Consider the following 15109-nt stretch of genomic DNA (forward strand, 5'->3'; position numbering starts at 1 on the left):
ATTATTTATCCATACGAACGATCTTCGGACTGAATGTACCGAGAACACTAACCAGTTCTTGCTGTAAGTTCATGACCCGATCAATATCTTTGTAAGCTCGCGGTGATTCATCCAATGCCCCACCAATTAAATGCACCCCATGGGTTTCCAGATCTTTCATCATGTCGCTTTTTGTCAGACTGTTTTTACAGGCTGACCTCGACATAACACGCCCAGCTCCATGTGAAGCAGACTGTAAACTTAGTGGGTTTCCCTTCCCCTCCACAATAAATCCTGGCGCTGTCATAGAACCAGGGATTATCCCCAGCACACGATCACCAGCAGGCGTTGCGCCCTTCCGGTGAACGATACATTCTTCACCATTCACAAGTTCCTTCCAGGCGAAATTGTGATGGTTTTCGATCGTTACGATGGGATTACTCCCAAGTGCTTTCGCCAGACGTCGATGAATATCTGCATGACAGGCCTGTGCATATTCTCCCGCCAAATTCATTGCCATCCAATATTCCTGTCCCTCTTGGCTTGCTAAATCCAGCCAGGCCAAATGCTGCACGTGGCGCGGTAAGGGACATTGCTGTGCCGCAAGAGCTGTATAATGTTTAGCGATATGCGCGCCCAGTCCCCGAGAGCCACTATGGGATAAGATTCCCAGATATTGCCCTGGACTTATTCCCCATTCATCCCTCACGGTATGAAGTTCAACTACACCGAATTCGACAAAATGATTACCGCTGCCGGAAGTCCCAAACTGTCTGTACGCTTTACCTAACAGCTCTTTGAGCATCGGAATGTCCTGAAATTCAGCTCTGCTGAAAATAGCGTGATCATGTTTATCACGATGTGTTTCATTTAAACCAAATTTGGTATTTTCCTTCAATATATTTCTAAGTTGAAATTCTCTCCCTTTGAAATAACTACCCGGCAAATCGAATAGCGACAGACTCATCCGACAACCGATATCGACACCTACGCCATATGGTATTACGGCATTTTCTACAGCCAGCACGCCTCCAATAGGAAGCCCGTAACCCGTATGTGCATCCGGTAGCAATGCACCTTGTCTTGAAATTGGTAATCTCAAAGCATCATACAATTGCCTTTTGGCCTGCTCATCAATTTCATTCTCTCCAAATATGCTAAATGGAGCAGGATGTGAATGCAGTTCCTGCATGCGCAGCTCAACGGGCTTAACCAACCCTTCAGATACTTTGCCCCATATTTTATGCCCCATAAACCGCTCTGGAGCTTCTAACAGCTCCGTAAGTTCAAGAAGAATCGTTGTTTTTTCTTCTTTCTTACGATACCTTGTGATCAGCCCTAAAGCTGTATTAATTACATTATTTTTAGGAAATCCTATTTTAACTAGATCTTTCCCTGATAATTTACTTCCCATTTTTATTAAAAAAATAAACAGTTAACGGTCAATCTGTTCTTGCGAATCAAATTGACAGCATGTTGAAAAAATTCGGGAACATATTTTGGATATAAAACGTTTAATTCTGCGAATTATCCTCCAGCGGCGCGCGCAACATCGCTTCTATCCCTGTGATGTGTACGCACAAAGACACAAAGCGATCATCGCCTATTGCGGTTAGCTCGTTTAATTGAACATCAAATCCGGAAAATAAAAAAAGCCCGAATGAACTTCGGCTTCTTGATTTGTATAAATTGGTTTTCCAAAAGAATTAAGCTACTTGACAATTCATCCTAGCGGATTGAATCTATCAGGATACGCTTATATTTCGAACAATATCTTACATCTTACAAAAAGCACGAAGAATGCTTTCGGCAAATCCATTTGCCTTAAAAGCTTGCTGTGTTATCTTTCTAGCGACCAACATATCTCTTCGTATTTAAAGTGTTAAAATTATAATAATATTGAGCGCAAATATAAGTATATTTAGATAATAAAAAACCAGAAGCTATTTTAATCTACGTTGAATGGAAGAGGATCTTTTAATACAAATTTAAAATCCACTGTATTCCCGCCCCTCATCACACGAAAACGCATCTCCTTACCCTCTTCCGATTTAAAAAGATTATGAATCGACTCCAAAGAAAATGAAGATGCGGACCGACCATTGATCCTTATGACTTTATCATCAGGCAGTAGTCCTGCGATTGCCGCAGGTGACCCCTCACGCACCGTTGCAATCTTATACATATTTCGGAGCACAAAGCGATATTGCACACTATTTCCCATTCTCACCTCTGTACCACCATCTTTTTGAAGGACCACTGGTATTTCTTCTCTTTCGTATTGAATACCATCATGTATAATTTCTAGACCACTCATATTCAAATAATAAAAACGATCAAAATCCTTATTCTTACGGAGATAGATTACTTTATTTGGATAGTCTAAGATGACTTTAAATCGACGCAACAATTCGTTGCCAAGAGAGCCTATCCTTTCACTTACAAATGTCGCATGTTGTAACGAGCTCAACTCAGGATAGGCGACAAGCGGATAATTCATTGTGAACGGACCGAGCTCGAGCGACCGTATTCGATTTCTTTTCCCGTAAATCTCGCCATTAAAGCCTTGCCCAATATAGTCATCGATAAAAGGAGGTTTAATATCGAAATTATTTAACTTCGAAGGTATAAGCATCAAAGCATCGCTATTTCCCATATCAATCAATACTCGGCCATCGATCACGGCATCATCCTGTCTGAAAGCAACTGCAATATAGGGGCGGCTATTTACAATATCCAACGGTAAACATTGCATTTTCTCCAGCCCCTTGGGCCGATTTGTCTTAGGAAATAACGTGATGCGATGTTTTTGGAAATCAATTTCTATCATTTGGTTTTCAAAAAAACGACTTCCCATAATGCCATTTACCTCTACTCCTATGCGAGTAGAGATATCAATATGAGCATTTTGTAGAATGTATATTGGCTGGTCCAAATCTTCATATACACCAGCTATATTTACATGGTTATTAATCGACAAATAACCATCCAGTCCCTCATCACGACCTAAACCCTGAAATTTGTTGACAAAAACGGCGGTATCGATTGATTTTAATGTCTCGCCAAATATCATAGTTTCCTTTACGCCTGTATCCAAGAGGAAGTTCATCGTATAACCATTCACCAAAACTGGAATGATGACCAAGTTATGTACAAAGAGGAAAGAAAATTTAGCCTGCTTTTTTCCATTCAATACAAAGCCTACTTGCCCCTGAGTGAGGAGAAAGCAGAACAATCCCAGCGATAGAAAAAATACCTTCATTCAAGTTTACATTTGGTATTTCCAATTTAAACAACAAAATTCATATAAAAAAAGGTTTTTAAAAGGCGAAAACTGCCTGAGCAATTTTCAATCTTTTATCGCCAGTTGTTTACCCGAGAAAACGACATGTTGTTGTACCTTATTGCATCTGCCTTTAAATCCTTCCGGACCGGATCCTATCGTATACCTATGTTAATATAAATGCTGGAAACGGAGACAAACCGAGTCTGAAAAAAGTAAAACCAAACCGTTATTGACCATGCTAGAATTGGCATAGTTGCAATTAACTAAGATAACTAATAAAACTAGGATATCCTAATACCAACTTGTACCAAAAAACAATATTTACTTTATATATGGACAGTAATTAGTCACTGCTTATTCAATTCTCACTGAGTCATCACTGAACGAGCACTGAACAAACACTGAACAAGTAGTGACGTAACGGTTAAATTGGTTGCCATTTGATCGCCATCAGGTGTAGCTAAAAAATTAAGAGAAAAAAAGGCAGGGAACTTCGCTTATGTAACAAAAAAGGATCATCTCGGCGTGATCATCGGATGTGATGATTCATTGAAAAAAGCCCATAAACCAAAAAAGCCTCTTTACTAAAGTAAAGAGGCTCTGCGTACCCGGAGCCGGAGTCGAACCGGCACGGTTTCCCACTGGTGTTTGAGACCAGCGCGTCTACCAATTCCGCCATCCGGGCATATCCGTTTGGGATGATGCAAAAGTAGGTTTTTTCGTGAAAAAGAGAAAACTTTTTGAATAAATTTACCGTATAAATGAATATAAAGCTGAAATTCAGCCAAATAATTTTCTATCAGTTACTCAGATAACTTGCTCTGACGGTAATATTCGCCGTTTTTTTCCGTGAGGTTGTATTAAACACCCCCCCAGAGGAATATTCTTCGTTATCATTTTGACCAGTTATCTGAAAAATTCCAAGATCGGCCTTTACAAGGTTGCCCAATTCGGCATTCGACTCGGTTGCAATATTATTGGCACGCTGATGTGCATTTTTTGAGGCTTGCGAAATAAGTTCCAATTTCAGATCTTCCAGCTTAGAATAATAATAATTAGGGGTACTTGAACTGAGCTCAATTCCTTTGGAAATTAACGTGGATATCTCTCTTGAGGCATTATCCACCTTGTTCAAATCTTTCGATTCCAAACTCACCGTCTGAGACAAAGTATATCCAGAAAAAGTATTGTAACCATTGCCCTTCCCATCGGTATGGTATTCAAAGTCCTTCGCAATGTTGACAGCTTCAAAACGGATCTCGCCGGCTTTCACCCCTTGTTGAACTAAAAATTCCCGAACCAAATCACGATCTGTTGCCAATTGAGCAGAGGCTGCACTCAACTCGAAGTTTTTTCTGCTGAAAGTAGCGCTCCATTTGACCAAATCGGACTCAAAATCCTTTTTGGCATTCCCATTTACGGTGATCGTCTGCATGGATTTGAACTTATATCGGTATGCGGCTCCCACGATCCAGGCAGTGACTACGATTACAAGCCCCAAGATAACTGAAGCAATAATAGAGGATGAAGATTTCATAACCAGTTTTTTATGTTTACGTAACAATGAATATACCAAAAAATCAACGGTTTTTTATTTTTTATAGATAAATTGCGACAAAAAGTATTAAAATATGAATAAGAAAAATATCTGTATTCCATTTTGTTTTCTAGCAGCGTTTGCTGCCCATGCTCAAAAGAAACCGTTGGATCATACAGTATATGATGGTTGGCAAAATATCTCCGCGCCATACATCAGTAAATCAGGTAAATTTATCCTATTTCAAGTCATCCCCCAAGAAGGAGACGGTCAACTTTTTTTAAAAACAAAAGATAGCAAAGAAATCGCTCAAATTCCTAGAGGCTATAATGCGAAGTTAACGGATAATGAAAATAATTTAGTAAGCTTGATCAAAGCCCCGTTTGCAGCCACCCGGGAGGCTAAGATCAAAAAGAAAAAAGCTGAAGATCTTCCCAAAGACTCACTCGGCATTTACAATTTAACAACCTTTGCCCTCGTTAAATTTCCGCAGGTAAAGTCCTATAAAATTTCCGAGCAGAACAATAATTTCGTTTCTTTCCTTTTTGATAAAGAAGTAAGTGAGCAAGCCGCACCAAATGCTGGTTCAAAAAATAAGAACAGTGATAAAAAGAAAAAGACGATTGCAACTCTTGCTTTATACGATTTAAATACTGGAGATTCCGTCCAATTTTCGGCTGTAGATCAGTATGAATGGAACAAAACAGGGTCGAAAATCGTTTTCTCCAAAAAAACAGATACAAAAGACAGCTTATCAAAAGAGTCTGGTGTATACCTTTACGAATTAGCAACCAAAAAGCTCAAAAAGATATCAAATGGAAAAGGCAATTACAAAAATTTCAAGTTTGATGATGCAGGCGATCAGCTCGCTTACTTAGGGGACCTCTCAAATGAAAAAGCATTACTAAAAAATTATAAGCTATATTATTATACAAATGCGATAGATACAGCCCAATATCTTGCAACACAAACCAGCAACGGCATACCTAAAAACTGGGCCGTTAGCGGAGATGGTGAAATCCGTTTTAGTAAAAATGGAGAGAAGTTGTTTTTTGGAATAGCACCAATACCTCGTGTCAAAGATACCACCCTAGTGGATTTCGAGCATGCAAAAGTGGATGTTTGGCATTGGCAAGACGACTACTTACAACCTATGCAGCTGGTCAATTTAAAGAAAGATCTTGCAAGAAATTTCTTAGCGGTCACTTACCCCAAATATAATCGCACGATTATTCCGCTGACAGACAATACGTTTAATTCAACTTCACTTACCCCAGATGCAAACGGGGAATATATCTTGGCGCGAACTGATTTCGGCAAACGAATTGAAAGCCAATGGGAAGGTAGTACACGGGATGACATTTACCTGGTCTCGACGAAAACAGGGAATAAAGAATTAATTCTTTCAAACTTTTCAGGAAATGCGATTTTAAGTCCCGATGCAAAATATATTGTGTTTTTTGATCAGGACAAGGGGACTTGGAACTCCTACCACATCAGTTCAAAGAAAAAGATCGTGCTGAATGACGGCATACCCGCATCGTTCTCCGATGAAGAAAATGATATGCCTACCACTCCACAGGGCTATGGTATGGCTGCCTGGACGCCAGACTATAAGGGGATATACGTCAATTCAAGATATGACATCTGGTATTTTAACTTAGACGGCTCAAGTAAATCTATTTTAACCAATGGTTATGGTGCGGCGTCACAGACAACATTCCGTTACTTGCCTTTTAGACGAGAAGAAGACCGCAACCAAGCCACAACACTTGACTATAAAAAGGGCGGCTATCTGACATCCTTCAACAACAAGACTAAAGAATCGGGTTTTTACCAGTTCAAAGGACAACGCAATGACCCAAAAAGCCTCCTGATTGCGCCTAAATCTTTCAAGAACATTAGTGCCTCCGCAGATCAAAAAACCATCCTTTACAGTAAGGAGGATTATATAATGTCTCCCAACCTCTATACAAATACCGCAAAATTCAACGATGAATTACAGTTATCCAATATAAACCAGCAACAGGCTAATTATAATTGGGGTACAGCAGAATTGGTTCACTGGACCACGCCTGAAGGCAATCAAGCGGAAGGTATTCTGTATAAACCGGAAAATTTTGATCCGGCAAAAAAATATCCGATCATCGCTTATTTTTACGAAAAGCTCTCCGATGGTCTATACACCTATCAGGCTCCTGCACCTACCCCTTCGCGTTTAAACATCCCTTATTTCGTTAGTAACGAATATTTGGTCTTCGCACCAAACATCAGTTACAAAACCGGGCACCCTGGCAAATCGGCGGAAGAATACATTAATTCGGGCATGAAATACCTGGCTCAAAACAGCTGGGTCGATAGTACGAAAATGGGGATCCAAGGACAAAGCTGGGGCGGCTATCAAGTGGCACATCTGATTACACGGACGAATATGTATGCGGCAGCCTGGACTGGGGCTCCTGTCGTCAATATGACCTCGGCCTATGGCGGAATACGCTGGCAAAGCGGCATGTCTCGTCAATTTCAATACGAACATACACAAAGTCGTATCGGTAAAACGCTATGGGAAGCACCAGAACTCTATATTGAAAATTCACCATTATTCCATTTAGATCAAGTAAATACTCCCGTTGTTATCATGGCAAATGACAATGATGGTGCTGTGCCATGGTATCAAGGGATTGAAATGTTTACCGCATTGCGCCGATTGAAAAAACCTGTATGGATGTTGAATTACAATGGTGACGAGCACAATCTGATGCTGCGACAAAACAGAAAAGATATACAAATTCGAGAGCAGCAGTTCTTCGACCATTTTCTAAAAGGAGCCCCTGCACCCAATTGGATGAAGAAAGGGATTCCAGCCACGGAAAAAGGAATAGACTGGGGACTTGAATTCTAGCACAAAACAATAAAAAGGTGTGATTTTTAAAAATCACACCTTTTTTAATAGCTAAAAACTCTATTTCCCAAATTATTTTTAAAAAAACATCAAAAAAATTTCAATTTTTAACAAAAACACGATATTTTTGAAAAACAAAATCAACAAAACTGTAATTTAACTACAAAATACAAATGTCGAACCTAAGATTCAAAGCAGTAGAAGCAGCTGGCTCACGCCAAATCGCTTCATTTGAAAAAGTTGAAACTAAAAAAGCAACTGACATCTACGGAAAGAATGTTTTTTCCGTAAACAAAATGAAAGACTACCTTCCTAAAAATTCATATAAGGAGTTAGTTGCATCCATTGAGGAGGGCCAAATTATTTCAAGAGATTTAGCTGAGCATATCTCACAAGCGATGAAAACTTGGGCACTTAATCACGGTGTTTCACATTACACACACTGGTTTCAACCCCTAACTGGTTCGACTGCTGAAAAACACGATGCATTCTTTGAACCTGATGAAAACGGTGAAGCAATTGAAAAATTTACAGCTGACGCATTAGTTCAACAAGAACCAGATGCATCGTCATTTCCGAATGGTGGTATCCGCAACACGTTTGAAGCTAGAGGTTATACTGCTTGGGATCCATCTTCTCCAGCTTTCATCTATGAAACAGGAGCTGGTAAAACACTCTGTATTCCTACGGTTTTTGTTTCTTATACAGGAGAATCATTAGACTATAAAGCACCTTTGTTAAAAGCTATCAATGCCGTTGATAAAGCAGCAACTGATGTCGCTCAATATTTTGATAAATCTGTTACCAAAGTCAATGCCTCTTTAGGTATTGAACAAGAATATTTTTTGGTCGACCTTTCTTTATATAATGCTCGTCCAGACCTTCAATTAACTGGCCGTACGTTATTTGGACACATGTCTGCTAAAGGGCAGCAATTGGAAGATCATTATTTCGGTGCCATTCCAGAACGCGTATTGGCTTACATGGTGGATTTGGAAAATGAAGCTTTAAAATTAGGTATTCCATTAAAAACTCGTCACAACGAGGTTGCTCCGTCGCAATTTGAGTGTGCGCCAATGTATGAAGAGATCAACTTGGCAATCGACCACAACCAATTGTTAATGAACCTCATGGAGCAAGTAGCTTTACGACATAACTTTAAAGTATTGTTACATGAAAAACCATACTCTGGTGTTAATGGATCGGGTAAACACAACAACTGGTCTCTCATCACAAATACAGGTATAAACTTATTGTCTCCGGGTAAAACTCCGAAGAATAATTTGATGTTTTTGACTTTCTTTGTCAACACCATCAAAGCCGTTTATGAATATGCTGATTTAATGCGCGCTTCTATTGCAAGCGCAAGCAACGACCACCGTTTGGGTGCAAACGAAGCTCCTCCAGCAATTATTTCAATTTTCTTAGGTTCTCAATTGGATGAACTTCTTGAAGAAGTTGAATCGGCCCGCGTCGCTAAAAAAGTGAAAGCAGAGGCGAATTTATGGCATGGAATTCCTAAAGTTCCTGAATTAAAATTAGACAATACAGACCGTAATCGTACATCGCCATTTGCTTTCACCGGTAACAAATTTGAATTTCGCGCGGTCGGTTCTTCGGCAAACTCCGCTTTACCAATGACGGTATTGAATGCAATCGTTGCTGCACAGTTGATCGAGTTCAAAACAGAAGTTGATAAACAAATCAAAAAAGGCACTAAAAAAGATCTCGCGATCTTAAACGTAGTCCGCAAATACATCAAAGATTCAAAAGCGATCCGTTTTGAAGGTAATGGATATAGTGAGGACTGGGAAAAAGAAGCCGAAGCTCGCGGTCTTTCGAACATCAAATCTACACCTAGAGCGCTTGACGTATATGTTAAAGAGGAATCTTTGGCATTGTTTGAGTCGCTCGGTATCTACACAAAACGTGAATCAGAAGCTCGTCATGAGATTTTACTGGAAAACTTCTACAAAAAATTACAGATTGAAGCTCGTGTGATCGAAGAAATGGTTAACAACCAAATCGCTCCTGCGTGTTTCATTTATCAAAATGAATTGATTGAAAACGTCAAAGGATTAAAAGACCTTGGTCTTGCTGCTGCGTCGTTCAGTTCTCAATTGAATTTTGTAGAACGTATATCATCACATGTCAATACCATCTTGGAACAAGCTGAAGCGATGCGCCAAGAACGTAAAAAAGCAAATCAAATCGAAGACGTTCGTGAAAGATCAATCGCGTATGATGAATTGGTTAAACCTTACTTTGATGTCATTCGTTATCATGTCAACAAATTGGAGAAAATTGTTGATGATAAAAAATGGCCTCTACCGAAATTAAGAGAAATCTTATTTTTAAGCTAAGATAACTTCCCTAAAACAAAAAGAGCCNNGGCTCTTTTTGTTTTAGGGAAACGTTCGCTATATCTTGCTCCTTATCTCCCCTTACAACAGTAGCTCCTATTTTTTTAATCGATTATCTTCATCATTGTTACCAGCCTTCTTATTGACTGACTTAATATTCATATTACCAAAACGATAAGAGACTGACAATCGGATAACCCGACTATCATATCCATTTCGTATACGATAGTATCCATTTTCCTGATAACTCGACAATCTGCGCTGACCTCTTGTATTCAACACATCATTTACAGCCAACTTCACATTCAATTTTTTGTCAAGAAATGTTTTTCCAGCACCTAGATCGATACCATAGTAAGACTGAAAACTAAATACCCCATAAACTGCTGGCGAAAAATAATTGGCTGTCAGCTCCAGATTTGTTGTTTTCCCAATTCGAATATCATGATTGGAACTTACCTGGAAAGATAACTTTTCCAATTGGCGTTGCGCTCCGGAGTGTTCATCCAAACTAAACTTATTATAAAAAGCGCTGGCATTGTTAGAAATACTCCACCATTTGAAAAGCTTAATGGGTATATTGACATTCATATTGTAATAATCAAAATAAGCCAGGTTTCGGTCTGTCTGTGCAATAGCTTTGGTCTCCGAATTGCTTTCTATGACCTGAGTGATGGCATCGTTAGTCCTTTTGTAGCCCAAACTCAATAAATAGCGTTCTTTAAAGGTATAATTTACTTCATACGAATTGGTATATTGTGGATTTAAATAAGGGTTGCCATACTGATACGTGTATTGATCCAAATAATACACAAAGGGATTCAATGCCCCATAATCAGGGCGGTCAATACGTCTGCTATAACTCGCACCAAGCTTATGATCATCATTTATCTGTTGCTGTACAAATATTGACGGGAAAAAATCAGTATAGGAACGTTCTGTTTGTTGCCCAAGCGTCACCGAGTTTCCCAGGGAGCTCGTATTTTCAACACGCAGTCCAGTTTGTACCGAAAATTTTCCGAACGATTTATTTAGGCTGAAATAAGCTGCAGCTATATTTTCATTATACAAAAACTGATTACTTTGACCATTATTTTGCACGAACTCGCCTTGCTGATCCTGATCTTCGTACAACAAATTATTAGCTGTTTTTACACGGCTATATTTTAAGCCCGCCTCAAGTTTCGTCGTTTTATTAAAGGGATGCAGAAAATCGGTTTTAAAAACTAATATGTTTGTCTTAGAAAGCATATCATTGCGGAAAATATTCGGTGATTTAAATTCCTCCCAATTTGCGTCCAGAAAACGGTTTCCAACGGTGCTATTGTCATTATTTTTCGAATATGAATAATCTCCATTAATGGTCAATTCAGTCCCTAAAGTATCAAATGTCTTTTTGTAGTTAAGATTATAAGTGAAGTAATGGTATTTAAAATCTGACAAATTGCTTCCTAATACAATCGAATCAAGCTTACCTTTTTGAGAGGCGATCAGATTACTTCCCGCGCGTGTTGAATGGCCATTACTTACGTTACCGTTAACCACAAATCCAATGACCTCCTCTTTTCCTAGGTTAAAATCTCCCGCAAATTTGAAATTGCGGCCTCGATAACGGAATTTCGAATAAGAATCCGAATTAAAAAAAGTCGTCCCGGTTTTGGTATCTACAGCTCTATCGATATCTAAATCATTAAATCCTAAGGCAGTTGCGTAGTTATAAGAAGAAAATAAGTTCACCCAATTGTTACGATGGTTTATTAGAAAGCCACCATCCGCCTTTGTATATTTACCTTGCCCTAAATTGAGGTTTAAACTAACATTACTTCCAAATTGCGTATTCTTCTTTGTCTTAATATTAATAATTCCTGCATTCCCTGCGGCATCGTATTTTGCGGGTGGATTGGTGAGTACCTCGATCGACGCTATTGCATTGGAAGCCGTATTTTCCAATAATCGCGATACTTCATCCGCAGAAAGATAAGTAGGCTTACCATCAATCATGATAATCACATTACTTTTTCCACGCAGATTGATCTTTTTGTTATCTAAAGTTACTCCTGGAACCTTTTGCAGGAGCTCCAATGCGTTATTCCCTGTTGCCAAAATACTGTTTTCGACATTGAGTACAACTTTATCGAGATGACTTTCAATCAATGGCTTCTTACCGATCACCTGCGCCTCACTCAACACTTTACTTTCCAGCTGTAAACGAATCGTATCCAGCATCTTGAGATCTCCCGTAATTACGACCATTTCAGCAGAATGATAAACAGCATACCCTACCGTGGACACACGTAGGCTATACTTGCCCTCGGGGATCGCAGACAACACAATTTCTCCATTTTCGTTGGATAAAGTTCCCTTTAATAAGATATCATTGGGCTTCCGAAATAGTGAAATATTTGCAGCCACAATAGGCTGGTTGTCTTGTCCAACAACGACTGTATGTAATCTTACCCCGTCAGACTGTGCTGAAACGGGTCCGGCAATAGAAAACAGGACTAAAAAAAGTGAAAATAAGAGCAATTTAATTTTTTGTGGTTTCATAATGTAGTTTCTTTAGGCTATCGATTAGATAGTCAACTTCATAATAATGACAACAAACCTCGTATATTCATTACACATTGACTAGTAGAAATAGATAGATCGTCCGATTCACTCGGTAGACAGCCAAATAACATCGGTAAACCATATCCTTCACTGATCGATGCTAAAGCCGGTAAAATCATCCCAGCTAATCTTGAATCTCCAAGAAGCACAGCGCAAGAAAAGCACATCGAATCAAAATAAAAATTCAAAAAATAAACAAAATTCAAAACAAATAAAATGTATAATACAAATATTAAGCATAATATTTGTATTTTTACGGCGAAAATTAGTAAACTGATTGATGAGCATTGAATCATTAAAGAAAAGATTCTACCTTTTTTATATCCATATTATCCGATTCATCCAGGGAGAACATACTGGCGATGCTTTGCGCAATGTATCTATCAGCATTTTGCCGAGTTTGGCGATCTATCTGTTGGGTGCACCAGCAAACGCAGCCATCGGTATTGGGGTGGGATCATTATTGACTACATTAACCGATCCTCCAGGTAATCGGAAAGATAAATTTTCTTCCGCTCTTGTTTGTATTCCCACTTTCTTTATTGCTTCGCTTCTTACAGCCTTTCTTTTTCCTTATCATTGGCCGCTGGTTATTTTATTGAGTTCCGCAGGCTTTATCTGCACTTTTTACGGGGTTTTAGGCCCCCGTTATGCCGCAATTGGGAACATGACATTGATTCTGATGAGCTTTGTCATCGGCATGGCCCCTCAACATCCGCTTTCAGTGAGCTTACAAATTACTGCAGGCGCCAGCATCTATTATTTCTTTAGTCTATTGCAGGCTTACATACAACCCTATCGCTCTTTAAAACACGCCATGGCCAATGGGTTTCACGGTTTATCTCAATTTCTATTGATACGTTCTGAATCTTACGATCCGGATATTCCGCTGGACTTGACTTACAGCCGCGTCGGAAAAATTTATGGTCAGATCAGTGAACAACAGGAGCAAATCAGATCCCTCTTATTCAGGGAAGAAAAAATCATAAGCCAACGCTGGCACAAAAGCAACTATTGGCTTAGTCAGGTCTATGGATTAATTGATTTACACGAATTAATTATTGCATTGGATCATGACTATGATGCCATTCGAAAAAATTTGCTGGATACCGGTAGCCTTCCCATAATTCGTCGTAGCATAACATTACTGGCCTTGGAAATCGATAGTTTTTCGCAGCCTAATAAAAGGTTTCGCTATGCAGAGCAGCGCTACGATAACCACAGTAAAATCAATGCGCTGTTGTTGGATCTAAAGGAGATTCAAGAACAACAGACTGCCCCAGCAGATGGTATTCTCGCTTCCATCATCCGTAATATTGAAGCTATTATTGAAGTTCTCAAACGGATTCAAGTTGCTTTTTATCAAAATCAAGAAATCAAAAACAAAATTGACACCAATGAGTATCAGCAATTTATCAATCGTCCTTTGCGTAATTTAAGTGATATCAAGAGCAGACTCAATCTCCATAATCCAATTTTCCGTTTTGCACTCCGGATGGCCGTTCTCTTCGGAACAGGCGCATTGATCGGCATTTCTTTCTTGGATTTTAAATATACTTATTGGATCTTACTCACTATTGCCATCGTTGCGAGACCTGCATTTTCAATGACCAAAACACGCAATATAGAACGCATACTAGGTACACTTTCGGGAATTGCCGTCGGAATACTCTGTTTGGTCTCCATTGACTTTCTGCCCGTTCTTCTTCAAATTGCCGCTATTGGATTATTTGGATTCTTCCTATTCAACCGATCAAATTATATGGTCAGTGTGATCTTTATTACGCTAGGCATAGTCATCGCATTAAACTTATTTGAAGGAAATATTAATATCATTTTAGGCAGTAGAATAATTTTTACTTTAGTTGGTGCGCTGCTGGCAATAGCGGGCTATTTTTTGATACCCGTACGCCAAAGCACGAGCATGGTCCACTTGGCAAAAGAGGTCGCATTATATAACCACCATTATTTTCAAATTATCAACAAACGCCTATCTGATGATCTGCAAAGTTCGTTCGACATTCGACTGGCTCGGAAAAAAGCACAGACTGCCATGGCTCTCTTTTCCGATGCGATCAATCAAATGAAGAAGGAACCTGAACACAAGTGGGTAGACTGGTCCCATATCCATCATTTTCAAGCACTCTCCTATCGCATCAATTCGCATTTGGTTGGTCTCTCCATATCGTTAGGTAGAAAAGCGAATCACGACATACAACAGGGTATCCACTGCAGAATTGATGCTTTAAAACCCCTTTTAACCGACTTAGATCAGCTGGCAGAAAATATCAACTTAAGAAAACCATAAAGGCAAGCTATGTATTTATGTATCAATATTGAATAACAAATATGCGATTACAGCTCCCGAAGTAACGCTCTTTTAAGTAAAAAAAACGTATTTCTTTTGCTTTAATAAAAAAGAAGTTTATATT

At 39.1% G+C, this 15109-nt stretch carries 7 protein-coding genes and 1 tRNA gene; 3 read left to right on the forward strand and 5 right to left on the reverse strand.

The genetic code is table 11. The annotated features are described in order from the left end of the window. Position 1: 1 nt before the first annotated feature. The 4 genes from B3E00_RS09560 to B3E00_RS09575 form a co-directional block, all read right to left on the reverse strand. A complete protein-coding gene (locus B3E00_RS09560; RefSeq protein WP_293938292.1) occupies positions 2 to 1393 on the reverse strand; it encodes an RtcB family protein in 1392 nt (463 codons plus the stop codon). Between the two features lie 534 nt (positions 1394 to 1927). Beyond that, positions 1928 to 3241 (reverse strand): PDZ domain-containing protein, encoded by a 1314-nt coding sequence (locus B3E00_RS09565; RefSeq protein ID WP_293938294.1) that lies wholly within the window; start codon positions 3239 to 3241, stop codon positions 1928 to 1930. Positions 3242 to 3870: 629 nt separating this feature from the next. Then, positions 3871 to 3950, reverse strand: a tRNA-Leu gene (locus B3E00_RS09570). A gap of 114 nt (positions 3951 to 4064) precedes the next feature. After that, a complete protein-coding gene (locus B3E00_RS09575; protein WP_293938296.1) occupies positions 4065 to 4802 on the reverse strand; it encodes an SIMPL domain-containing protein in 738 nt (245 codons plus the stop codon). A gap of 94 nt (positions 4803 to 4896) precedes the next feature. On the opposite strand from B3E00_RS09575, the gene B3E00_RS09580 reads away from it, so the two are divergent. Next, the gene (locus B3E00_RS09580) at positions 4897 to 7704 is read left to right on the forward strand and encodes a S9 family peptidase (RefSeq protein ID WP_293938298.1); all 2808 of its coding nucleotides are present in this window, start codon (positions 4897 to 4899) and stop codon (positions 7702 to 7704) included. 173 nt (positions 7705 to 7877) lie between these two features. After that, positions 7878 to 10067: a glutamine synthetase III gene (locus B3E00_RS09585; RefSeq protein WP_293879208.1), complete on the forward strand. Its 2190-nt coding sequence runs from the start codon at positions 7878 to 7880 to the stop codon at positions 10065 to 10067. Positions 10068 to 10163: 96 nt separating this feature from the next. Here the strand turns inward: B3E00_RS09585 and B3E00_RS09590 are convergent, their stop codons facing one another. Then, positions 10164 to 12614, reverse strand: coding sequence for a TonB-dependent receptor (locus B3E00_RS09590; RefSeq protein WP_293938300.1), 2451 nt, complete (start codon positions 12612 to 12614; stop codon positions 10164 to 10166). Between the two features lie 343 nt (positions 12615 to 12957). Between B3E00_RS09590 and B3E00_RS09595 the strand changes: the two genes are divergently transcribed. Continuing rightward, a complete protein-coding gene (locus B3E00_RS09595) occupies positions 12958 to 14985 on the forward strand; it encodes an FUSC family protein (protein WP_293938302.1) in 2028 nt (675 codons plus the stop codon). The last annotated feature ends 124 nt before the right edge of the window (positions 14986 to 15109 follow it).

Source organism: Sphingobacterium sp. UBA5996, from assembly GCF_002429765.1.
Taxonomy (GTDB): Bacteria; Bacteroidota; Bacteroidia; order Sphingobacteriales; family Sphingobacteriaceae; genus Sphingobacterium.

What these genes read in the sequence shown, in the direction of transcription:
- B3E00_RS09560 (WP_293938292.1), bottom strand. Translation starts at nt 1,393, where the DNA reads ATGGGAAGTAAATTATCAGGGAAAGATCTAGTTAAAATAGGATTTCCT.
- B3E00_RS09590 (WP_293938300.1), bottom strand. Translation starts at nt 12,614, where the DNA reads ATGAAACCACAAAAAATTAAATTGCTCTTATTTTCACTTTTTTTAGTC.
- B3E00_RS09575 (WP_293938296.1), bottom strand. Translation starts at nt 4,802, where the DNA reads ATGAAATCTTCATCCTCTATTATTGCTTCAGTTATCTTGGGGCTTGTA.
- B3E00_RS09580 (WP_293938298.1), top strand. Translation starts at nt 4,897, where the DNA reads ATGAATAAGAAAAATATCTGTATTCCATTTTGTTTTCTAGCAGCGTTT.
- B3E00_RS09565 (WP_293938294.1), bottom strand. Translation starts at nt 3,241, where the DNA reads ATGAAGGTATTTTTTCTATCGCTGGGATTGTTCTGCTTTCTCCTCACT.
- B3E00_RS09595 (WP_293938302.1), top strand. Translation starts at nt 12,958, where the DNA reads ATGAGCATTGAATCATTAAAGAAAAGATTCTACCTTTTTTATATCCAT.
- B3E00_RS09585 (WP_293879208.1), top strand. Translation starts at nt 7,878, where the DNA reads ATGTCGAACCTAAGATTCAAAGCAGTAGAAGCAGCTGGCTCACGCCAA.